The following is a 21,636-nucleotide window of genomic DNA, read 5'->3' as shown; positions in this document are numbered from 1 at the left end:
ATCCCTCCGCTACCTATTATTTAAAACAATAATTTTCTCATCAGTCATTTCTTCGATGGCATATTTAGGCCCTTCTTTTCCAACACCACTATCTTTTATACCGCCATATGGCATGACATCAGCTCTAAATGTGGATACGTCATTTATAATTACTCCACCAAATTGTAAAGTTTTTGCTGCTTCCATTGCTAAGTGGATATTGGAAGTAAATACACCAACTTGAAGTCCGTACCGGGAATCATTAGCTTGTTTTATAGCATCATTAAATTCTTTGTAAGGAACAACTACAATAACTGGAGCAAATACCTCGTCACATACTACTTTCATTTCAGGTTTAACGTCTGTCAATACTGTTGGATAATAGATAGAGCCTTCCCGTTTCCCACCTGAAACCACAGTAGCACCTTGTTCTACTGCTTCGTTTACCCAGCTTTCAATTCTTTCAGCAGACTTTTTATCAATCATAGGCCCGACTTGAGTTTCATCCTTCATTGGATCGCCTACCACTAAGGATTCAGCTGCATTTTTTGCCTCCTCTAAAAATGCATCAAGAACCTCCTCTTGTACGTAAACTCTTTGAACAGAAATACAAGCCTGGCCATTGTGGATAACACCCTTTTGAACACATGATTGAGCAATTTCAGAGAGGTTTTCTACATCCTTATGTACGATATTAGGAGCATTACTGCCTAGCTCTAATGTTACCTTCCTGATTCCAGTTTCACTTTTAATTAGACGACCAATATCTGGACTTCCAGTAAAGGTGTACATGTTTACATCTGGATGCTTTAATAAATGCTGTCCAGCTTCATGACCATAACCATTTACTACATTTAAATATCCCGCCGGAAAGCCTACTTCTCTCAATATTTCAACCATCTTAATAGCACTAAGTGGTGTTTTTTCAGCAGGCTTTAATACAATAGTGTTTCCTGCAGCTAAAGCAGGGGCAAGCTTATGAGCAGTTAAATTAAAAGGAAAATTAAAAGGAGTAATGGCCGCTACTACGCCTACAGGCTGACGAATTGTAAAAGCCATTCTATTTTCATTTCCACTCTGCCCTTCTACTGGAACAGTGTGGCCGGTAATTCTTTTCCCTTCCTCTGCTGCTGCCAGAAAGGTTTGAATGCCTCTATCTACCTCACCCCGGGCATCGTTAATTACTTTTCCAACCTCACGAGCAATCGTTTCAGCAAGTTCCTCCTTACGCTCTTTAAACTTTTGAGCAGCAGCTACTAAAAGATCAGCTCTTTCTGTAGGAGTTAGTTTGATGGTTTCAAACGTTTCTTTTGCAACTTTAACAGCTTTATCAATTTCCGTCTTTGACCCTCTTGAAATCGTGGCTAAAGGGGTATTTTCAAATTTGTCCTCAACATTAATAACTTCATTGTTCGTAAGTTTCTCTTCACCAATATAGTGGGGATAATGTACTACTTTTTCATTCATTCTAATCACCTTCCATTTAATAAAAATATTTAAAAGTTAGGGAAGTTACCCTTATCATCAAAAATTATATCCCGGGGAGGTTCTAGGACTTCAATAGAGTTATCGTCTTTTATCTCTTCAAATACCGTTTCTGAAACATATAACGTAGAAATCTCAAGAGTATTTGGTATTCTCACAAAACGTGTGTCCTGGCCATCAACTCCCCAATTACCACGCATTGCTGCTTCTAATGCCCCTTTATCATTTTTTAAAACAATCGGAATAGAAGCACGTGCCAAAAAGGTGCTCGTAATTACATTTTCATTCATTGCCTGAAAGTTAATTTTATTAAGTAAACGTTCAGTCGTAAGGTCTGCTAACCCAATGCCTAAGGCATTACCATGAGAAGGAGCACTCACATCACCAACAATAATATATTTAATTTGGGGATTTTCAGGTTCTCGCACTCCACTAATCCTAATCCTCCCTATTATGTTTGTATCCATCCCCGTCCCGCTGAAATTCTTTCCAATTTCATCGACAAAAAGGATGTCACAATTTTTCACAGGGAGGGAAGGCATAAACTGGCTAGCTTGCTGTAACAGTTCAGCTTCTCTTTCAAAAATATTCTTAGTAGGTATCGCCTCAATAATCGCTGTCTCATCATAAGCGTTTTCGACAATTCCAATCCCAAATAATACTTTCCCGGAATCAAAAATCACTTTTGCAGCCTTAGGCATCACATCCCTAATTCCGTGAATGCCTAATGTATGCAAAGCTAAAGCCTGATCATGTTTCCCCAGTCCAATGGAAGCCATCTTGCAAATCCCGCTTTCAATGATTGCACGAAAATCCGTATGGGGCTTTATTCTTCCCATAACAATTACTCCATCAGCTTCATAAGCATTTTTATCCATATAAACGGGAAGGTCTTCTTCAGTTGTGCCTATTTGCACTGTTTGCATAGAAGATTTGATAGGGGCTCCGCTATATTCTTCCGTAATACCTAAACTATTAAGCACTTTAACCTGTCCTTCAGCTGTGGCTCCGCCGTGACTTCCCATGGCTGGGACAATAAATGGGTTTGCTCCCTTTTCTTTTAACTGCCTGATCACTTCTTTAATGATTAATGCAATATTTGCAATCCCTCTGCTTCCAGCTGTAATAGCAATACTTGCACCCGGTTTAATTTGGCATTTAATGGCTTCTTTGTCTAATTCCTCAGAAACCACTTGTTCAATGGCCGTGACTTGTGGTCGATCAAAAGATTGACGTATCTTAGCAACTTTGGGATAAGAAGTCATAATAAATTCCTCCTAATTTGAGATTGAAGGCAAGAAAGTTGAAATTTCAGGTATATAGCTGATGATCAGCACATTTATTATGAGTACAATCAAGAAAGGAATGACCGCCCAAGCTATCCGCTCTAAGGTAGTATTTGCTATTTGGGCTGCTACAAATAGGTTGACACCTACTGGTGGTGTAACCATTCCTACAGCCAAGTTTACAACCATGATAATACCAAAATGAACCGGATCAATTCCCATAGTCATAGCTACAGGCACTAAGATTGGAGCCAAAATAATAATTGCGGCTGAAGTTTCAAACACCATTCCCACGATAAGCAAGAACACATTTACAATCAATAGAAAGACAAGCGGACTTTCTGTGAATTGTGTGAACTGTTCTGCGATTGTTTGAGGCACTCTCTGCCTAGTTAGTATATAGGCAAATACACCGGCATTTGCAATAATAATCATGATAATAGCCGTTGTAATAGAGGACTTTATGAAAATATTCATAAGATTTTTTACAGTAATTTCTCTATACACAAAGAATCCTACAATAAATGCATACACTACAGCTACACCTGCAGCTTCTGTTGGAGTAAAGATCCCCCCATAGATACCACCAAGGATAATAACCGGCATCATTAATGCCAATAATGCCTCCTTAAAAGCAACGCCTTTTTCTTTCCAATTTGAACTTTCCCCGCCTTTGTAATCTCTCATTTTAGAAATGATATAAACAGTAATAAGCAATAAAATGCCTAACATTACTCCAGGAAGGATACCTGCCAGAAACAAACTACCAATTGAAACCTGAGCTGTTACCCCATATAAAATCAGAGGGATACTTGGCGGAATAATAACCCCGATTCCACCAGAAACAGCCTGGACAGAAGCAGCAAAATCCTTGTGATACCCTTTTGCAATCATGGCTGGAATCAAAATAGAACCAATCGCGGCAACTGTTGCTGGACTTGAACCAGAAATAGCTGCAAAGAACATTGAGGTGACAACGACAACTGCGGCTAAGCCACCCTTCATTTCACCAACAATCACATTAGCAAAATTAATCAAACGTCGTGAAATACCTCCTGTTTCCATTAAGCTCCCCGCAAGTATAAAAAACGGTATGGCCAGTAATGGAAAAAGGTCTAACGCATTAAACATCCTTTGCACAATACTCTCTAGTGGCATAGTTCCCGATAACCATATAGCCACTGTTGATGATATCCCTAATGCAAATGCAATGGGAACACTAAACATGAACAACAGGATGAGTGTAATAACTAGGATTGTGACCAATTAACTCATTCCTTTCTAAACATCTCAATAAGTACTGCAACACTATTTAAAAGCATAAAGAAAGCTCCTATAGGCATTGCTGCATAGGCCCATACCATTGAGATCCTCATTGCAGGAGAACGTTGATTGCTTACAGATTCTAAAACGTTTATCCCTTTATACATGATGAAAATAAAGAACACCATACAAACTATGTAAGAAAAAACTTTTAGAATTCTGTGTATTGTTTCAGGAAATCGTTCTACAAACATTTCTATCCCAATTAAGCTTTTTTCCCTTAAAGCTACTGCTGCACCTAAAAAAACCACCCAGACCATCAGGTACCGTAAAAGCTCTTCTGACCAAGAAAGAGAGGTTCCCAATACGTATCTAGAAAATACCTGGTAGGCAATAATTACTGCCATAGAACCTAGTGTAATTCCTATGACGTATTTAATTACCCAATTTATATAATCAATACCACGAACGATTATACTCACATTCAGTCACTACCTTTCAAAAAGGGGGCCGAGTAAGAAACACTCGCCCCACAATTTCTTCCCTTTTCCTTACTCGTGATTTTGAATTGACTCAATAAGGTCTTCTCCAAACACGTCACTATACTTCTCATAAACTGGTTGTACTGCATCAATAAACGGCTCTAGGTCAACATCTTCAATAACTTCCATACCTTCATCTTTTAAGCTTTCAATGTACTCTTCTTCCATGCGTTGCACAATCTCTCTCTCTAACTCAGCACCCTCTTGAGCCACTTCACGGAGGATTTCTTGTAAGTCTTCAGGCATGCTGTTGTAGACTTCTTCTGAGATAACTAGAATTGATGGATTGTATACATGGCCTGTAAGGGACAAATAGTCTTGAACTTCATAAAACCTAGAGGTTTGAATTACAGGTATAGGATTTTCTTGTCCGTCAACCACTCCTTGTTGGAGTGCTGTAAATAATTCACCAAAAGCCATAGGTGTTGGGTCAGCGTCCATAGCCCGGAAAGCATCCATATGAATATCATTTTCCATTGTTCTTAGCGAAAGACCGGCTAGGTCTTCAGGTGTTTCTACTGGACCATCGCTATTTGTTACATGACGGAAACCATTTTCCCACCATGCAAGTCCGATTAATCCTGTTGGTTCAAGCTTTTCTAGTAATTCTTGTCCAATTTCCCCATCCAGAACTCCATGTGCGTGATCATGATCACGGAATAGGAATGGCAAGTCAACAACTGTAACTTCTTCAGCAAATCCACTCATAGGCCCAGTAGAAGTCAATACCATTTCTTGGTTTCCAAGTTGAACGCTTTCTATCATATCTCTTTCGCCGCCAAGGGCACTGTCAGGAAATAACTCTACTTCAATTCTGCCATCACTACGCTCTTCTATCATATCCTGAAACTCTAATAATGCTTCTTGGTAATGGGAAGTATCGGCTAAAGTGTGCCCTATTGCAAGGGTATAGGTTTCTTCCCCGTTTCCGTTTCCGTCTCCGCTTGCCTCGGTGTTTCCATCATCTCCATTACCTCCACATGCAGACAGAGATACAGCTCCCAGTACTAGTGCACTACCTACTAACCATCTTTTTTTCATCGTACTAATCCTCCTTGGTTGTTTATAATATTAATAGCTTTTAATAATGAATCTTCTTTACCAAAACCTCCGGCCTTAGTGACAACGATCATCCCTTTATATGCTCCTTTTGGAACTATGCATATTGGGATGCCCTCATCTAGACGACCTACAATATTTAATGTATCTATATTTGCAGAACAACATGTTTGATAAGCTATGTCTCCGCCAGTTAGAAAAATACCGTTAATTTTATGTTTTGATAATAAATAACTTCCTAGCGTTCCAAGCCCTTTCGCAATAAGATTTCCAATATATGAGTATTTGCTTAAATATTTTGCCCACTCTTCTGAATTACTGCTTTGAGTTTGGACAGAAAATACCGATATGTCTTTAATTTGTTCTAACTCATGCAAGGAACAAGGTTCTACCTCTTTCAACCCTAGCTTTGTCAAACTTAGAGGGTCTAGAGTTGTGATAGAGGTCCCGTTTCTTTCTGCGTAATTCACTTGTAAGTTACTTGCTTCATTTTGGCTTCCAACAATCCCTAAGAACCTACTATCATCAAGAGCAAGGTTCCTATTATCTTGCGATGAAGGATTATGGAGATTTAATTTGCTTTTTAAGACCCTTGCTAACGAATTAGCCAAGCCAGCTGATCCAACCCAAAAAAATCTCTCTTGGACAGCAAGACTAGCAGCAGCAATGCAATCAAGGTCTTTTTGCTCCCTTGTATCAAAAGATAGTAATTTTACTCCGTCTCTTTTCGCTTGATAAATCTCTTCTTGTATTTCAGCTACAGAGAAACCGCTTTCAAATCCAACATGACGAGTTAAATGTTTAGATTGACTTTCTAATAACTTCTCCACCGATGAGGTTTCTATAGGAAATTGTTTATCTTTTGCAAACTGGGTTTCATGCAGAGGCACTTCTTTTACGTACTGTACTCCCGACCTAATAACCCTTCCATTAATGGGGTACGATGGAGCTATAATAGCTAAGTCAAACTTTCCTTTTTCAATTAAGGCATCTATTTCTACTCCAATATGTCCCCTGAAAGTAGAATCTACTTTTTTATAAACGATAGATTCAGAGTCTATTAGTTTCGTTGAGAATTGCTCAAAACATTTTCTTGCCTCTTCCTCATTTTTCGAACGGGTCTCTAAATTTAAAACGTTTACCCAGTTCTCTTTAAGAGTAGCTCTTTCCGAATTAACTACCACTCTGGTTGAAAACCCTTGTTCAAAGAATTGCAACCCTGTATCATTTGCTCCTGTTAAATCATCTGCTAGTACTGTGATACTCTCAATAAGTCGCTCCTCCTTTCTAGGAACATGGTATTGATTGTTGAGTGAATATCTAAATTATAACGCTTACATGTTTAATATTTCAATAGTATTTATTTTTTAAATTGTTTCATTTTTAAACACTTTGGTTCTTTATGTCCATTTCTTTTAATTTCCTCCATAAAGTAGTCCTATTCACTCCTAGTTTTTTTGCCACTCTAGATTGGTTAAAATTTTCAAGTTTCATAACCAATAGGATAGCTTCCTTTTCAATCTCTTCTAACGTTTTACCAGTTATGTTAACTGCTGAATTTGTTGAACTTTTCGCTTTTGTCTCCTTGTGATCCAATTGTTGCAGGATATCCTTAACGTCTGTGTTCTCGATAAATGGCCCGTTACTAACCAAACACATTTGATAAATAATGTTTTTTAATTGCGTTACGTTACCAGGCCAATCGTACTCTAGCAAAAAAGTCTTCACTTCATTACTTAATCCCACAATTTGTTTGCCTAACTTCTTATTGGAAGACGCAATGAACCAGCGAATTAAATCATTTATATCTTCTTCTCTCTCTCTTAATGAGGGCACAGTTATACTAAAAGATTTCAAAGATCTATACAAATTTTCATTTAATAGTCCTTCATTTACTAAAATATCTAAGGGTATAGTGTTGGACACTATTATCCGGAAACTTTCATTAGAAGAGTTATATACTAATTCTTTTCCTGCATGTGTTAGGAACTTCGATTGGAGACTGCTTGGCATAGAACCAATTTCTTTAATAAATAAAGTGCCACCTTTTGCTCTCTCTACCGCTCCTGAACGAGGGTAAGCACCCTTGTCCCTGCCAAATAAAATTTCATCTAGTTCCTCAGCACTGGAATCCCGACAAGATACCGTAACAAATCCTCCTGTCCTAGAGCTTTCATTATGGATGGCTTGCGCTAACACTGTTTTCCCACTGCCGTGTTCTCCATAAATAAGAAGTGGCAGGTTTGATTTGCTTAATTTTTTCGCGGAGCTAATTACATGACTCATTTTTTCAGAGTTAGCAACGACATGATTAAAGTGAGTGTAAGGTTGGCTATAATTAACTACTCTTCCTCTTTTTCTTTGTATTCCAAGAGCAGCAGGTGAAGGTTTTACGAACACAAAGACAGCAATGACCACTGACTTCTCTACAACTGGTACTTTTCGTACATGTATCGCCCTTCCATTGTATGGTATTTCTAATTCCTCCGTCTTTTGCTGTAGTGATGTCTGGCTAATATCCAGAAAGGAGGATACCTTATTTATATTCTTGTGTAGAAGAGTGTCTGGCTCCACTCCCAAAAGAGTACATGCTTTAGAGTTTGCTTGTATGCATTCTCCTGATCTGCTCGTTAGAAAAACACCTTCCTCTATGTTACTCACAAGAGTTAACAGCTTCCTAACTTCTAATCTTTGATAATAAAATACTTCCTCAGCCTCTTCTATAGCTTCTATACATGCCTCTTTTCCACTATTAATCAAAACGCCGTGAAGTCCCATCTTTTCCGCTTCAGTGGTTGATATTACATCACCAATAATAACTTGCACGCCATCCTTCCAAGCTTTATCAAGCTCTTTTTTTATATCACTTTGTGTATTGATAGGTAAAAATGTAAGGTCAATATCCAGCAATTTACTTATTGAATCGGCACCATGAATTACATTAAAATAACTCATGATTCCGATTTTCCCCTGATACCCTTTCATTAGAGCCACTGTTCTCAAAATGTCATATCCTGTAATATTTATGTTGATTACAGGTAAGGAGCAGTTTTCACGAATCATTTTTGCTGTTGCTCCCCTGCTAATAATAATATTGTACCCATTTGATTCGGCTGCTTTTGCTAACTCTACCCCATCCTCTAGATTACCAATTTGAATATCAATGTTTTTGTTATGGTCTTGCTTAACTTCGTTAAATACATCGGCTAACCCCGAGTAGGGAGCTATGACTAGGATTTTTTCCATTTCTTTCACCCTGTTTCATTATTCAACATGTGTTAGTAACATATTACAACACCTTCACAGGATATGAAAGGGCTTTCTTTTATTGACTAAATCTAAAATGGAAAAATCAGTTATTCCGCTTTAGATGTTAGATCCTGTTCCCTGACTATACACGCCTCTTCTATTGAGCTTTCTTGCTAGGTGAAGACTTTTTCTTTCCTGATTTTTTTTTGGTTTTACTTTCCTTATTCTTATCTACGGATCTTTGGAGAGCTTCCATTAAGTCCGTAACGTTAGAAGGTTCTTCTTTTTCTGTTCGAGTGACTACATCTTTTCCGGCTTTTTTTGCTTCAATTAATTCTTGAAGTTTCTTCCGGTAATCGTCCTCATATTTACCAGGCTCAAATGTGGTTGTAAGCTGGTCGATTAGTAAACTGGCTGTATCCAACTCTTTTTTCGTTATATTATCCTCGGCTGGAATGTTAGGAACTTCTTCTGCATTTCTGACTTCATCGGGAAAATGTATCGTTTCCATTAAAAGAGTATTGTTGTACTCGCGGATGACAGCCATTTGCTCTTTAGAACGTATGATAATTTTGGCCAGGCCTACACGGCCGGATTCCTTGAGGGATTTCCTTAATAAAGAGTATGCTTTAGCGCCTCCATCATTTGGTGACATAAAATAACTTCTATTAAAATAGACGGGATCGATCTCATCTATGTTTATAAAATCCACAATTTCTACTGCTTTTTCTTCATTTGGCTTTCTTATTTCTTTAAGCTCTTTTTCCTCAAACACAACAAATTTCCCATCTGTAATTTCATACCCTTTCACTACCTCTTCCGTATTGACTTCTTCTTCACATACTGGACAGACCTTTTCATATTTGATGGGTGTATGACATTTTTTATGAAGAGTTCTTAATGAAATGTCTTTATTTTCTGTTGCTGCATGAAGTTTGATTGGTATGTTAACCAGTCCAAAGCTTATACTTCCCTTCCAGATTGTATGCACGAATATGCCTCCTTCTTTTTTGTGTTATTTTGCACCAGAAGGATACCAATCCATTCATTAATCCATAATAAATAACATAAACTCATCCATCATGATGGTTCAGTTACTTTATCCTTGAAGGTGGTTTGTAATGAAGATAATGCTTCCTGTGCTTCACAATGACCTGCCAGAGAACTCCCAGTGGGCTTACGAAGTGAAGTATGACGGCTTTCGAGCTCAGTTACTATGGTCCTCACATAAGCAGTATTCTTTCATAAGCAGAACCGGTAAAGATTTATCTAAATTATTTCCAGAGATCATTGATTTTTTGTCAGCTAATGACAAAACTTTAAAATCCCACTCTCCTTTTTTGTTAGATGGAGAAATTGCCGTTCTTGGAAACGATGGGAAATCTCTTTTTTCTGAAGTCCAAAAAAGAGGAAGAATGAGATCAGAGAAATCTATTCAAAAAGCAGTACTACAACGGCCGGTTTGTTTTCTGGCTTTTGACTTATTAATTTATCGAGGCTCTTCGATTACCGATTCTCCTTATGAAAAAAGAAAAAAGAAACTGGAAGACTTTTTTAAAGAAGAAGATTTTCCGATATGCCCTACTATGACCTTTACCAAGCTTCTCCAGTCCATACCATCTCAGAGCCGCAAAGAAGCTCTGCACCAGGTACTTGAATGTCAAGGCGAAGGAATTGTAGCAAAAAACAAAAAAAGCAGGTGGGAGAAGAATCGTTCAAACAACTGGGTGAAATGGAAAAATTGGCGTCTGGTTAAATGCTTTATTACAGGATACAATTCAGAAAATCAGTACTACGATATCGGTGTATTCAAGGGAGAAGAAGTGTATAAAGCTGGTGCTTTTCTTCACGGGTTAGGAAAGAAGGAAAAAGAGATTCTAAACAAGATTATTAAAAAAAACGGTCTCCTTCAAAATAAAAATATGTATGCTATTTCTCCCTCTATTTGTGTAGAAGTTAACTACTTAGAGCGAGGAGAACAGGAACTAAGAGAACCATATTTCAATCGTTTTTTACTGGATTCAGAGCCTGAAGAGTGTACGTATGAACAAATGCTGTTAGATGAGCTCCAGCTTCCTCAAAACGTCCCAGTTACCAACATAGACAAGCCCTTGTGGAGCTGTCCACCCATCCTGAAATTAGATTACCTTCGTTACATGAGAGCGATAGCTCCTTTACTGCTTCCCTATTTAAAGAAGAGGCTTCTTACAGTGATTCGTTACCCCCATGGAATGTATGGCGAAAGTTTTTATCAAAAACAATGCCCTGATTATGCTCCTGAATACGTACAAACATCTAATCATGAAGGAACTTCTTTTATTGTCTGTGACTCTGCAGAAACACTGTTATGGTTAAGCAATCAGCTCGCTATCGAGTATCATGTGCCTTTTCAAACAGTTGACTCAGATTTTGTGAGTGAAATCGTTTTTGACCTGGACCCTCCCTCCCGGGAATTCTTTTCCCTGGCAGTAAAAGCAGCGAAAGAGTTAAAAAGAATCTTTGATACCCTTCAGCTCACAAGCTTTGTGAAGTTTTCAGGAAATAAAGGTCTTCAAGTATATCTTCCTTTAGAAAAGGAAACTTTCACCTGGGAAGACACTGAACAGTTCAATTCGTTTATCGCCGCATTCCTTGTTAAACAGTCCCCAGAATTATTTACCGTAGAGCGCTTAAAAAAGAATAGGGGTAACAAGCTTTATGTTGATTATATTCAACATCGCAAAGGAAAAACCATTATTGCTCCGTACTCTCTCAGAGGCAATCAATCAGCTCTTGTGGCTGCTCCCCTTTTTTGGGAGGAAGTTGAAGAAGGACTTGATGTAGAAAGCTTTACCATGGAGAAAGTCATACAAAGAATAAAGAGACAAGGGTGCCCCTTTTCTCATTTTTTCGAAATAAATAACAGCTCATTAAAAAAAATCATTACCGATTTAAAGTCAAAAGGCCATGTCTTTTAAAATAAGCTTCATCCTTTGTGGTCTTTTGACATATTTCTCGGGAAATAATCTCTCTTTTTTTACCTTTCAATCGTTCAATCTTTTATTGTGAATCTATCCTCCCTATGATAACTTCAAAGTGTATAACAAATATTATTGGGAGGGAAAGTTATATGAGCAGAAAAGAAATTGAAGACAGAATTCAAATGTTGAAGGTAGATTACATAAGGGTGCAAGGAGATATTGAAAAGTTGGAATCCGTAGGGCGTGGTGTGGAAAAGGCCGAAAGCCAGCTCACTGAAATTGAACAAGAGCTGACTGACCTAAATCATAAACTGACTGCTCTTATTTAATACAAGTCTATAGTATGGGTGAAAGCAGTCTTGCGATGGACTCTTTAAACTTAATCCAGACTGATCTTTTAGCATAGAGTTCCTTTGTTAATTCCCTGGAGTCTTTAATGTCATTTTCAAAGGCTAAGGCAAGTTCTTTTGACGTTTGAGCATTGTATAAAAAAGCATTTACTTCAAAATTAAGCCGAAAACTTCGCACGTCTATATTTGCCGTGCCAACAGAGCTTACCTTTCCATCCACAACAAGTGTTTTCGCATGAATAAATCCTTTTTCATAAATAAAAACCCTGGCCCCAGCTTTAAGCATCTCAAATATATAGGAGTATGTAGCCCAATATACAAATGGGTGATCAGGTTTATTTGGAATCATAATAGATACATCTTTTCCAGATAGTGCAGCGATTCTTAACGTGTCAAGTAAGCTTGCATCGGGGATGAAATACGGTGTCTGAATATATATAGATTTGCGGGCGGAATGAATCATTTTAATATACCCATTTTTTATTTGCTCCCATTCAGAATCCGGTCCGCTAGAAACAATTTGGGCAGCTACATCCCCTGCTGTTTTTTTTGGGGGGAAATACCGATCTTGATAATTAATTGAAGCACTCTTGGATGCCTGGTTCCAATCCAGAATGAACCTGGTTTGAATCGCATTTACAGCCTCACCTTTGAGCTTCAAGTGAGTATCACGCCAATAACCAAATTTCTTACTTAGCCCTAAATATTCATCCCCAACGTTAAACCCTCCGACATAACCAATTTCCCCATCAATAATAACAAGCTTTCGGTGATTTCTATAGTTTAAGCGAAGGTTAATAAACGGGATACGCGACGGAAAGAAAATCCCCACTTCCCCACCAGCTTGTGTCATCGCTTTAAAATCTTTTTTCGTAAGGAGCCTAGATCCCATGTCATCATATAAAACGCGTACCTTTACCCCTTCTTCTGCCTTTTTTGCAAGGGCATCGATGATCTGTCCTCCCAGTCCATCATTACGAAAGATATAATATTGAAGATGAATGTGGTCTTTTGCCTGTTCAATATCTTTTAAAAGAGAAGCGAACTTTTCTTCTCCATCCAAAAAAATATCAACGCTGTTCCCTTCTGTTAAGACAGCATCATTATTTATCAAATGCATGTAGATAAGGTTTCGATAATCATTAACGTATGATTCCTTAAAGAAGAAATCAGGATTTCGGATGTTAGCTGTTTGATTATTAATTAGGTCCTCTATCCCTATTTTCTTAATATCACCCCAGTCAAACAATCTTTTTCGGCTTAAGTTCTGGCCGAAGATAAGGTACAAAATAAATCCCGCCACTGGGACAAAGAAAAGAATCAGTACCCAGGCCCAAGTGGCCCCAGCATCTCTTCTTTCTATGAAGATAACCACAGCTGCAAAGATAATATTTAATAAATAGAGAATCCCTAATAAAATTGTAACTATATCCATATACTATCCCTGCCTTTTAATGGTAGGTTTTTTATTCCTCAACCCCCATATTTTATCATTTAAAACTTTATTTATATAGCCATTTGATCATTCCCTTTATTTCCTTCTTCATAGTATATTCATAGAAAAAGCTAAACATAATAAAATAGCCTTGATATCCAGGTCTCCAGATAAGCAAGGCTTTGAGTTACAGGATTATTCAGTTAGTTCGAATGTCTCTATCTTTGTACCACCGTCTATAGAATAAGAATCAGGTGAATCATTTACATAAATAACAACAAAGACTGCCACAAGCGCGAAAAGAAAACCTACAAGAATGCGTTGAAACAAAGCACTTCTCTCCCTTACCTAATACTTTTGCCCTTCATTATTATAGTTGATAAAAGACCATCGTACTATTCTTTTTTTCCTCACTTTCTAAAATATTCTTCTTGTTATTCCATTGGCTTGAGTTCTGTCTCTTTTAAGGTTCAATAAAATACTTGACTAATTCATCTTTCCCCTGGGGATTCTCTGGTTTTCTAATAATTTCTATACCGAATATCCCGTATTCATTAAAGTCAACAAGGCATTCTTGTTCATGCATTTCCTTTATTGGGGTGTCCTTATCGAATTTCAATTCTACATACCGGTCTGCATCTTCCACACTTCCGCTGAAAAGTGGATAGTCGATTTTTTTTATCTTTGGAAGAGTAATGGACTCATGGTCTCTAACGGTTCTCATGAGCCGATATCCCAACCATTTATTGTCATCCGAATAAAGGAGGTAGCCATTTACATCTGGATAAGTACCAATAGGGAGGTCTTTTGAAGCTTTTCCTTGAAAATAAATATAAATAAGTTCATCTTCCATTGTTATTAGCATCTTGTTCCCTCCTTTTTCTATATTCTTTATCGTAAGTATATAACTAACAGAGATAAAAAATGAAATATCCTGTATTTATCCTTTACTTTTCTTTTTATTGGCATCCTCACGGTTAAAAATTGCTGATTGCTGAAGAAAACACTCTATTCACTTGTGAGAAATCCTTTTTAAACAACCAAATAATATTTCATTTGCTGATAATAAAAGGCTCCTGTTATATCCCAGGAGCCTTTGCTTTATTACTTTTCTTCCGTTTTTTCCATAGTTATACCGGTAAAACCATATATGACGGCAATAATAGGGCAAAGCAAACAAAAAAACGCGTATGGTAAATAACTCAGTACATCCACCTCAAGGACACTTGCCATAAACACACCACTAACTCCATAAGGAATTAAAGCATTTATGACAGTTCCTCCGTTTTCTAGTGCTCTTGAGAGATTTTTTCTCTTTAAACCAAGTTCTTCATACTGTTTTTCATAAGCTTTCCCAGTCAAAATGACTGACATGTATTGCTCCCCAAGAGTTATATTAATCCCCATTCCTGTAACCACGGTTGATAATACAAGACGCCCGGTTGAGGCCACTAAAGCACGAATGGTTTCAAGAAGCTTTTCAATGATACCGAGTTTATTTAATAAGCCACCCATACTTAATGTTAATACTAATAGTGAAAGGGGCCACATCATGTCTTGAATACCGCCTCTTGTGAGCAATGCATCAATTTGTTCATTACCTGATTCGGCTGTGTAACCGTCCTGAATGAATGAAATATAGTTTTCGATCGTATATTGCGGCTGCATGATTAAAGCAATAAGAAAGGCAGCTGCTATCCCTGCTAACATTGTCGGCAAAGCTGGAGTTCTCTTTATAGCCAGAAGAACAATAACTACTGCAGGGAGTAAAGCTATCGGGCTAATAAGGGAAACCTCTGTTAGTTCAGCCATAAGTTCATTGACACCTGCAGTTTCTATCTCTGCTTCGGTTCTCCCAATTAATATAAACAACAACAGGCTGACACCAAAAGCAGGAACTGCAGTCCAGATCATATGTCTAATATGTTCAAACAAATCTACCCTTGTTACAGATGCAGCAAGATTTGTCGTATCTGAGAGCGGAGACATTTTATCTCCTACTAAAGCGCCAGAAACTACAGCACCGGCCACCATGGCGAGATCAAAGCCAAGGAGGCTTCCCAACGCCATGAAGGAAACACCAATCGTTGAAGCTGTCGTAAAGGAGCTTCCCACGCATGCTCCCACTATGGCTGTAACAATAAATACGCTGGGAAGAAAATAGCTCACAGAGACAACTTGGAAGCTATAGTGAATCAACGTAGGTATAGTGCCCGAACTCATCCAAATACTGATAAGCACGCCAATAAACATAAAGATTAACATAGGAATAATTCCAGATGATACCCCTTCCACAATCCCTTCCTCTACCTTTTTCCAGGGTGCTTTCTTTATAAAAGCATATACTACCAAAAATATAAACGCTGTAAAAATAGGGACATGTGGAGGCGCCTCAAATACGATAAGAGCCGTTCCTATAAGTGATAGAATAACTAAAATGACCAATAATGCTTCTATTCTTGTAACTGCTGGCAATTGTTTTTGATTTTCCATATTTACCTCCATTATCACTGCTTGAACGCTTTTATGCGTTGAAGCACAACGTTAAACATAATAGGAAATTCTTTTTTTGTCAAGACAGGGAGGAAAAACAATTTTTAAAGAATAGGCGCTCCTTACTGATCAAATGTCATACGATAACAATAAGAGGTGAAAAGAAATGAAGTGGTACAAAAAAGCTCAATATTTAATTGGTGAACCTGTAGGGATTGCTTTAAAAAACGGCCGAGGCACTTCTGGTATTCTCTGCAGTCTGGGAAACACAAAGATCTATTTACTGGAATATAATAATGACCGCGAATTTTCACTAAAGCAGTACCATTTTGAGGATATTCATAATATCCATCCCTTCCCGCCAGTGCAGCACTTATCCTTTTACAGCAAGCTTGTCCACTAATTTTAATATATCCTTTCTTGTCACAATTAATTGTCCTTTTCTTTCTGCTTTTGATGCACTGTGAAAACACGAATTTGTTTTTTTGTATAAAATAGCCTGTCTGCCGGGCAGACTCTTACTAGATCCTTTTTTTAAGTATTGAGCCTCGTTCGTCCTTATAGGAAAGTCATGCAGATTGCTGCATCGGTACAGATGGTATAATAAATCCCGCATGGATCCAGCCAATACATTAAGCCTTTTAAAGAAAGACAGTACCTTCCTTATTTTCTATAGATACTTTCAAGCATTCCTTTATCGAGGTTTATATTTTACTTTTTATTTATATATTTTGTTCGCTATAAGGAAATTTGTTCTATAAATTAGAAAACGTTAAAAACGTTAAATTAGTTCGTTTGTTCCTAATAATGAACGAATATGTTCTTTATATATTATATTTCTTTAATTTTCTCTGGTTTACTTTTTTCCCAAAACGGAAATTGTTTTATATAATGAACAAATAACACCCTAACTGGAGGGGGGAAGATGATAGGTGAAAAGATTAAGGTCAGAAGAAAAGAAAAGGGATTAACCCTTTCTGAATTGGCAAACCGTACGAAGGTTTCTAAATCCTATTTAAGCTATATAGAAAGAGACCTGAAGAAGAATCCTTCTATTGATGTTCTTAAAAAGCTTTCCAGTGTATTAGACCTCTCTATTGAAGAATTGATAAATGAACAAGAGCTATACAACGAACATAGCGGGGAACACCTGGACGAAGAATGGCTTCAGCTTCTGCAGCAAGCCATTAAGTCAGGAATTACAAAAGAAGAGTTTAAGCAGTTTCAGGATTTTGTGAAATACAAAGCATGGAGCAATGAAAAAGATAAAGGATAATGATTCATTTTTTAAGTCACGAAGCTACTGAAACCCAGGTTTCAGAGTTCCTGTCCTGAAAGACTCTTTTTGACCTGGGGCTGTTTTCAAAAGTAACCCTTTTGCAAACAGTCTTTTTTAGGTTTCAATACACTGAAAACAATTAGAATAAGGCCTGGGTCCGGCACCCCCGGACTCAGGCCTTATTTATCAGTATGTTAAAGCATGTCATTCTTAATGCAGTTTATTATTGCAGGATTCACGTCGGAAAAATGCTCTGATTTCTTCAGGCGTCAATCCTTGAGATAATGCTTCCTGAATCAAAAATACCCATTCTTTGTCAATTTTTGTATTAGCTTTACTATTCATTTTAGCACCACCTCAAATATAAGAAATATTTGAGTGCTTAGGCAGCCCAGCCATCCTAGTAAACACCTTAGACCTGTGACTTTGCGCACCTGCTTTTCAACAGGGATGCCTTGTTCTTCAGCACATCCTGTAACATCTGCATTCTCGTTTTTAAAATCCCTTATCAGTCAGAGAAACATAGTCCTACGTAAACATTTTTTCTAATTTATCTTTTAGGGTGATTATGACTTACATCATCACCTTCTTCTCATCCACCTGAGATGAGTGTAAGTGTAAAAACTTCCTCACTTCTTCTACTGTGTACCCTTTATCCCTTGCCTTCACAAGCAGCTCTAACCATTCTCTCCTATCAGGTGTTTGATTTTCCAGGTGGTTCTTGCTCATTTTTCATGCACATCCTTACTTCCTAAATATGAACCCTCTTCAAGCAGATAATCTTGCATAATGCAAACTGTATAAATTAACGAGACATTTAAGCATTGGGTAGAAATCAGAACTTTTGACGCACTCCTATACTCTTGGATACTTCATACTATACAGGGGTCCCATATGTAATTCTGTAGAAAGCTGTCACCTAAAATGTTTTTTTATTTTCTTTTTCTAACAAAATTCCTCTTTATACAAACTTCTTTGACTAGCAATACATGACAGCTTATCTGTTTTAAAGAACCTCTTTCTCTCCGCGTCTGGTCAAAAAGCACTGCTACAGGTCCTTGAAGGCGCAATTTCCCTCAAAAGACAAGCAACCATTTGATGCATAATACCTACGCAAATAGACTGCTGAGATAACTTTCTCAACAGCCTTCTTAAAGCTCATTTCTTTATCTTCGGGAGTTTCCTACTAAGAAAGAAAATTGTTTTGATACGACGTTGATTTCCACCGGTGTCTCAGCATAAATTTCACCGTCCATGTCTACCTTTTGAGGGACAGAGGTATCTAAATGCAGCGAAGAAGCCTGAAAATGTACTACCTGTGATTTATCCTGGTTCCATTCAAAGGTTCTTTTTGCAACTAGGAAATCCTTTAATAACGGGAGTCCTGCCTCGTATACAATAAAAACATCAAGAAGACCATCAGCAGGACTTATCGAGCCTCCTGGAATTTCCTGTCCGCCAAGATACTTTCCATTAGCAATCAGTATCATCACAGCTTCGTCTTCAACTACTGTTTCACCATGTTTTAAAACGAAAGAAAAAGTATTCCCCTCTGTTAAATGCTGGAATGCACTTAAGTAATAACCAGCTTTACCAAACAGATTTTTAATATTTTCATTAACACTTTCCGAGGTATCTGATACCAGCCCAACCCCTAGAAAATTAGTAAATACCCGATCATCTGCCTGTCCAACATCTATATTTATAGGCTTGCTGTCATTCATTAACGCTTCAGCAGCTTTTTTTATATTTTGAGGAACATTCAAAGATCTGGAGAAGTCATTAGCCGTCCCGCCTGGCAGCACTCCGATCACAGGGGAAGGGTTAATTTCCTTTAAGCCATTGAGACATTCATGAACAGTGCCATCTCCCCCATAAATCAGTATAAGCTCAACCTCGTTTCCATGCGCCTTGCATATTTCTTCTCCCTCTCCTTCTTCTTCTGTTTTAACTATGACCAATTCTTTTATATGGAGCATGAAGGTGGAGATCGCTTCGTTAAGCTCATTTCCTATTTCTTTTTCACTTACGTTCCCTTTATACACAAGCAGGGCTTTTTTAAACATAACCTCCACTCACTTTCTAGGAGTATTCTTTATTCATTCGTAATATTATTAAGGTCATACCAGTATATCGTAAATAAACTGGGGATTACTCATTTTCCCCCTTGATATAATAAAAAAACACTCTATACCCAAAACTGGGGTATAAAGTGTTATTGGTTATTGATCTTCCACTTATTGAATTCTAAAAAATCTTTAAATTCTTCTTTAGACACACCAGATTCCATTGCCTCCTGAACAAGCTTCATCCACTCACTATCAAGCTCTTGTTCCATTTCCTCTGTCTCTTCCTTGAGTAAAAAATCTATTGGAATGTTTAATTGTTTGGAAATTTTCTCTAAAAACTGAATGGAGGGGTTAGTTTGGATGTTCCTTTCTATTGCGCTTAAATATGACTTGGCAACGCCTGCCTTTTCAGCAAGCTCTGTTAATGAAAGGTTCCTTTCTAACCGATATTTTTTTACGCGGTCACCAATCATCCTTCTAGTCTCCTTTATATATCTAGTCATGTTTTATATTATACCATCGAAATGATATATGTATGTTATAGTGAACAAAAAAACCAAGAAAGACCTAGTAAAAAGGGATACCTTACCAATTATTTGTGAGTCTTAATTTCAATATATCACAATTATTTCAATATATCTTTACATACGCCAAAAAAGCAGAAAACTAGTTTTCTGCTCTCCCTTAACAAGAATTACCTGTATGATTTTTTTAAATGTCTGCCAGTGGTTAACATAATTATATTCAGCTTCCATTCTTCTCCATTACACTCTTTTTTCATTACGTTTTCTGCCTTTATCAGGAGAGCTTTAGTTACTTCTCTTTTATCCCCTATAAATAACCACGCTTCTTTTTGAGAAATATTATGAGAATTGTCTTCTATATATAAGGTTACTTCTTCATTTAGCTTTAGTTTTTTTGAAACATGAATGGTGTAGAGAACCGGCAAAAAATTCAGCAGATAATCAGTGAAGGCAGCTGTGGTAAGTAAGTATGCTTTATGACTTGAAAAACAAGCAGAAGGGATCTGCTTCCAATAAAAATTAATATTGTAAAGTACTTTTTTTATCGTTGTTTTTGGATTGTCCAGTATTGTTTCTATTATGCATTCAGCAGCTGTTTGAATAGAGAGTTCCGTAAGATGTGTATCTAAAACCAGATCCATTCTCCTCATATCCTTTTACCTCCACTTTTGTTATTTCACCGCTCCTCCTTCATCAGTGGGCATTGCTCACAAAAGGAATCACAATGAGAAAGAGCTTTATATATCGAACACCAGGACCTTTTGGCATAACAAACTGGCACAGATTGTTTACTTGCTTTCTCTTTCAGTTTTTTAGATAAGTTGTGGTTAATAAAGTCTGTTAATACAAGAATTAATTCAACGTGCTCCGGTATTTCTCTTTGCACTTGCTTAACCTTTCTCCCGTTAATATGTATGATGTTTTTAACTCCCAGCTTTTGCAAATGGTCAGGGATGGCACCTAATCGATCTGCCCCTACAATCATTAAAGCCTCCACGCTTCTCACTCTCCTTTAAATGAAATCTATTCTCAATTACATTCTAATTGACAAAGATTATCAATGTCAATTAATTGTTTGGTTTTATTGCCGCCTATTAGAGGAATTAAATTATTACCTTACCTTTTGTTCCAAGGAGGAATAACATTGGTTTACTCTTTACATGACTTTCAAGTGAAAGCAGTTTTTTTTAACGAGGACGGCAATATTCCTAACAATCCTACACTGCCTATGCTCTATTACCCGATGGTGTTAGACGAAGATGATAGCATTATGGAAATTTTCGAGAGAAATAATTGGAGGAACAGCTGGACAGGCAGTGTTCTCCCTTATCACCATTATCACAGCAATTCACATGAGGTCCTGGGAGTACAAAAGGGCACAGCCGCTATTATGTTTGGTGGAGAACACGGGGAAGAGATGCACGTAAAAAGAGGAGATGTTGTGATTCTCCCTGCTGGATGCGGGCATAAAAAGCTGAAAGCAAGTACAGATTTTGAAGTAGTGGGGGCTTATCCAGATGGAAAAGATTATGATATGAAAACCCAGAAAGATCCTGTAAGTCAGGAAGTGTGGAATAATATAAAAGATGTAAAACTGCCGAAGGCCGATCCAGTCTTTGGAAAGGATGGACCTCTAATTGAGCGTTGGCATCAAGATTAAAAA

The 21,636-nt window shown here is 37.5% G+C and carries 23 protein-coding genes and 1 riboswitch; of the genes, 5 read left to right on the top strand and 18 right to left on the bottom strand.

Going from position 1 to position 21,636, the window contains the following annotated elements; translation table 11 throughout:
* Positions 1-9 precede the first annotated feature (9 nt).
* From ACFPU1_RS10230 to ku, 8 genes are all read right to left on the bottom strand, one after another.
* Positions 10-1,446: an aldehyde dehydrogenase family protein gene (locus ACFPU1_RS10230; RefSeq protein WP_385940734.1), complete on the bottom strand. Its 1,437-nt coding sequence runs from the start codon at positions 1,444-1,446 to the stop codon at positions 10-12.
* A gap of 29 nt (positions 1,447-1,475) precedes the next feature.
* Entirely contained in the window at positions 1,476-2,729 is a 1,254-nt protein-coding gene (locus ACFPU1_RS10225) for a nickel pincer cofactor-dependent isomerase, group 22 (RefSeq protein ID WP_385940732.1), read from the bottom strand.
* A gap of 12 nt (positions 2,730-2,741) precedes the next feature.
* Positions 2,742-4,016, bottom strand: a complete 1,275-nt coding sequence (locus ACFPU1_RS10220) for a TRAP transporter large permease (RefSeq protein ID WP_385940730.1) — start codon at positions 4,014-4,016, stop codon at positions 2,742-2,744.
* Between the two features lie 5 nt (positions 4,017-4,021).
* Complete coding sequence (locus ACFPU1_RS10215; RefSeq protein WP_232725383.1) at positions 4,022-4,495, bottom strand: TRAP transporter small permease; 474 nt, start codon at positions 4,493-4,495, stop codon at positions 4,022-4,024.
* A 69-nt stretch (positions 4,496-4,564) separates the two neighbouring features.
* Positions 4,565-5,596, bottom strand: a complete 1,032-nt coding sequence (locus ACFPU1_RS10210) for a TRAP transporter substrate-binding protein (protein WP_385940728.1) — start codon at positions 5,594-5,596, stop codon at positions 4,565-4,567.
* Entirely contained in the window at positions 5,593-6,876 is a 1,284-nt protein-coding gene (locus ACFPU1_RS10205) for a four-carbon acid sugar kinase family protein (protein ID WP_385940934.1), read from the bottom strand. Before ACFPU1_RS10205 ends, ACFPU1_RS10210 begins: the two co-directional genes overlap by 4 nt.
* Before the next feature lie 121 nt (positions 6,877-6,997).
* Positions 6,998-8,860, bottom strand: coding sequence for a sigma-54-dependent Fis family transcriptional regulator (locus ACFPU1_RS10200; protein WP_385940726.1), 1,863 nt, complete (start codon positions 8,858-8,860; stop codon positions 6,998-7,000).
* 160 nt (positions 8,861-9,020) lie between these two features.
* Positions 9,021-9,854 (bottom strand): non-homologous end joining protein Ku, encoded by an 834-nt coding sequence (gene ku, locus ACFPU1_RS10195; RefSeq protein ID WP_385940724.1) that lies wholly within the window; start codon positions 9,852-9,854, stop codon positions 9,021-9,023.
* A 130-nt stretch (positions 9,855-9,984) separates the two neighbouring features.
* Between ku and ACFPU1_RS10190 the strand changes: the two genes are divergently transcribed.
* Both ACFPU1_RS10190 and ACFPU1_RS10185 read left to right on the top strand, forming a co-directional pair.
* On the top strand, positions 9,985-11,820 hold the full coding sequence (locus ACFPU1_RS10190; RefSeq protein WP_385940722.1) for a DNA ligase D: 1,836 nt from the start codon (positions 9,985-9,987) through the stop codon (positions 11,818-11,820).
* Positions 11,821-11,972: 152 nt separating this feature from the next.
* A complete protein-coding gene (locus tag ACFPU1_RS10185) occupies positions 11,973-12,152 on the top strand; it encodes an SE1832 family protein (protein ID WP_054637259.1) in 180 nt (59 codons plus the stop codon).
* Positions 12,153-12,159: 7 nt separating this feature from the next.
* Here the strand turns inward: ACFPU1_RS10185 and cls are convergent, their stop codons facing one another.
* From cls to nhaC, 4 genes are all read right to left on the bottom strand, one after another.
* Complete coding sequence (gene cls, locus ACFPU1_RS10180; protein WP_385940720.1) at positions 12,160-13,608, bottom strand: cardiolipin synthase; 1,449 nt, start codon at positions 13,606-13,608, stop codon at positions 12,160-12,162.
* Positions 13,609-13,803: 195 nt separating this feature from the next.
* On the bottom strand, positions 13,804-13,938 hold the full coding sequence (locus tag ACFPU1_RS10175) for a hypothetical protein (protein WP_269758338.1): 135 nt from the start codon (positions 13,936-13,938) through the stop codon (positions 13,804-13,806).
* Positions 13,939-14,071: 133 nt separating this feature from the next.
* The gene (locus ACFPU1_RS10170; protein WP_385940718.1) at positions 14,072-14,473 is read right to left on the bottom strand and encodes a hypothetical protein; all 402 of its coding nucleotides are present in this window, start codon (positions 14,471-14,473) and stop codon (positions 14,072-14,074) included.
* A 239-nt stretch (positions 14,474-14,712) separates the two neighbouring features.
* Positions 14,713-16,101: a Na+/H+ antiporter NhaC gene (gene nhaC / locus ACFPU1_RS10165; protein WP_385940716.1), complete on the bottom strand. Its 1,389-nt coding sequence runs from the start codon at positions 16,099-16,101 to the stop codon at positions 14,713-14,715.
* A 166-nt stretch (positions 16,102-16,267) separates the two neighbouring features.
* On the opposite strand from nhaC, the gene ACFPU1_RS10160 reads away from it, so the two are divergent.
* Positions 16,268-16,504 carry a hypothetical protein gene (locus ACFPU1_RS10160; protein WP_054637257.1) on the top strand — a complete coding sequence of 79 codons (237 nt, stop codon included), beginning with the start codon at positions 16,268-16,270 and terminating at the stop codon, positions 16,502-16,504.
* A gap of 522 nt (positions 16,505-17,026) precedes the next feature.
* Positions 17,027-17,377, top strand: coding sequence for a helix-turn-helix domain-containing protein (locus ACFPU1_RS10155; protein ID WP_054637255.1), 351 nt, complete (start codon positions 17,027-17,029; stop codon positions 17,375-17,377).
* Between the two features lie 213 nt (positions 17,378-17,590).
* On the opposite strand, the gene ACFPU1_RS10150 is transcribed toward ACFPU1_RS10155, so the two are convergent.
* The 6 genes from ACFPU1_RS10150 to ACFPU1_RS10125 all read right to left on the bottom strand — a co-directional run bounded on the left by ACFPU1_RS10150 (position 17,591) and on the right by ACFPU1_RS10125 (position 20,970).
* Positions 17,591-17,725: an anti-repressor SinI family protein gene (locus ACFPU1_RS10150; protein ID WP_385940713.1), complete on the bottom strand. Its 135-nt coding sequence runs from the start codon at positions 17,723-17,725 to the stop codon at positions 17,591-17,593.
* Positions 17,726-17,762: 37 nt separating this feature from the next.
* Positions 17,763-17,845, bottom strand: a riboswitch (cyclic di-GMP riboswitch).
* A 108-nt stretch (positions 17,846-17,953) separates the two neighbouring features.
* A complete protein-coding gene (locus tag ACFPU1_RS10145) occupies positions 17,954-18,109 on the bottom strand; it encodes a hypothetical protein (RefSeq protein ID WP_385940711.1) in 156 nt (51 codons plus the stop codon).
* 437 nt (positions 18,110-18,546) lie between these two features.
* Complete coding sequence (locus ACFPU1_RS10140) at positions 18,547-19,446, bottom strand: diacylglycerol/lipid kinase family protein (protein WP_385940709.1); 900 nt, start codon at positions 19,444-19,446, stop codon at positions 18,547-18,549.
* Between the two features lie 149 nt (positions 19,447-19,595).
* Positions 19,596-19,922, bottom strand: a complete 327-nt coding sequence (locus ACFPU1_RS10135) for a helix-turn-helix domain-containing protein (protein ID WP_100397940.1) — start codon at positions 19,920-19,922, stop codon at positions 19,596-19,598.
* A 221-nt stretch (positions 19,923-20,143) separates the two neighbouring features.
* Positions 20,144-20,623: a hypothetical protein gene (locus ACFPU1_RS10130; RefSeq protein ID WP_385940707.1), complete on the bottom strand. Its 480-nt coding sequence runs from the start codon at positions 20,621-20,623 to the stop codon at positions 20,144-20,146.
* Positions 20,624-20,649: 26 nt separating this feature from the next.
* Positions 20,650-20,970: a DUF2325 domain-containing protein gene (locus ACFPU1_RS10125; protein WP_054637249.1), complete on the bottom strand. Its 321-nt coding sequence runs from the start codon at positions 20,968-20,970 to the stop codon at positions 20,650-20,652.
* Between the two features lie 147 nt (positions 20,971-21,117).
* Between ACFPU1_RS10125 and ACFPU1_RS10120 the strand changes: the two genes are divergently transcribed.
* A complete protein-coding gene (locus ACFPU1_RS10120; protein ID WP_269758335.1) occupies positions 21,118-21,633 on the top strand; it encodes a cupin domain-containing protein in 516 nt (171 codons plus the stop codon).
* The last annotated feature ends 3 nt before the right edge of the window (positions 21,634-21,636 follow it).

Source organism: Thalassorhabdus alkalitolerans (assembly GCF_042656525.1).
Taxonomy (GTDB): domain Bacteria; phylum Bacillota; class Bacilli; order Bacillales; family Marinococcaceae; genus Thalassorhabdus; species Thalassorhabdus alkalitolerans.
Note: the sequence above shows the minus strand (reverse complement) of the source record. Positions and strands in the feature narration are given on the sequence as shown.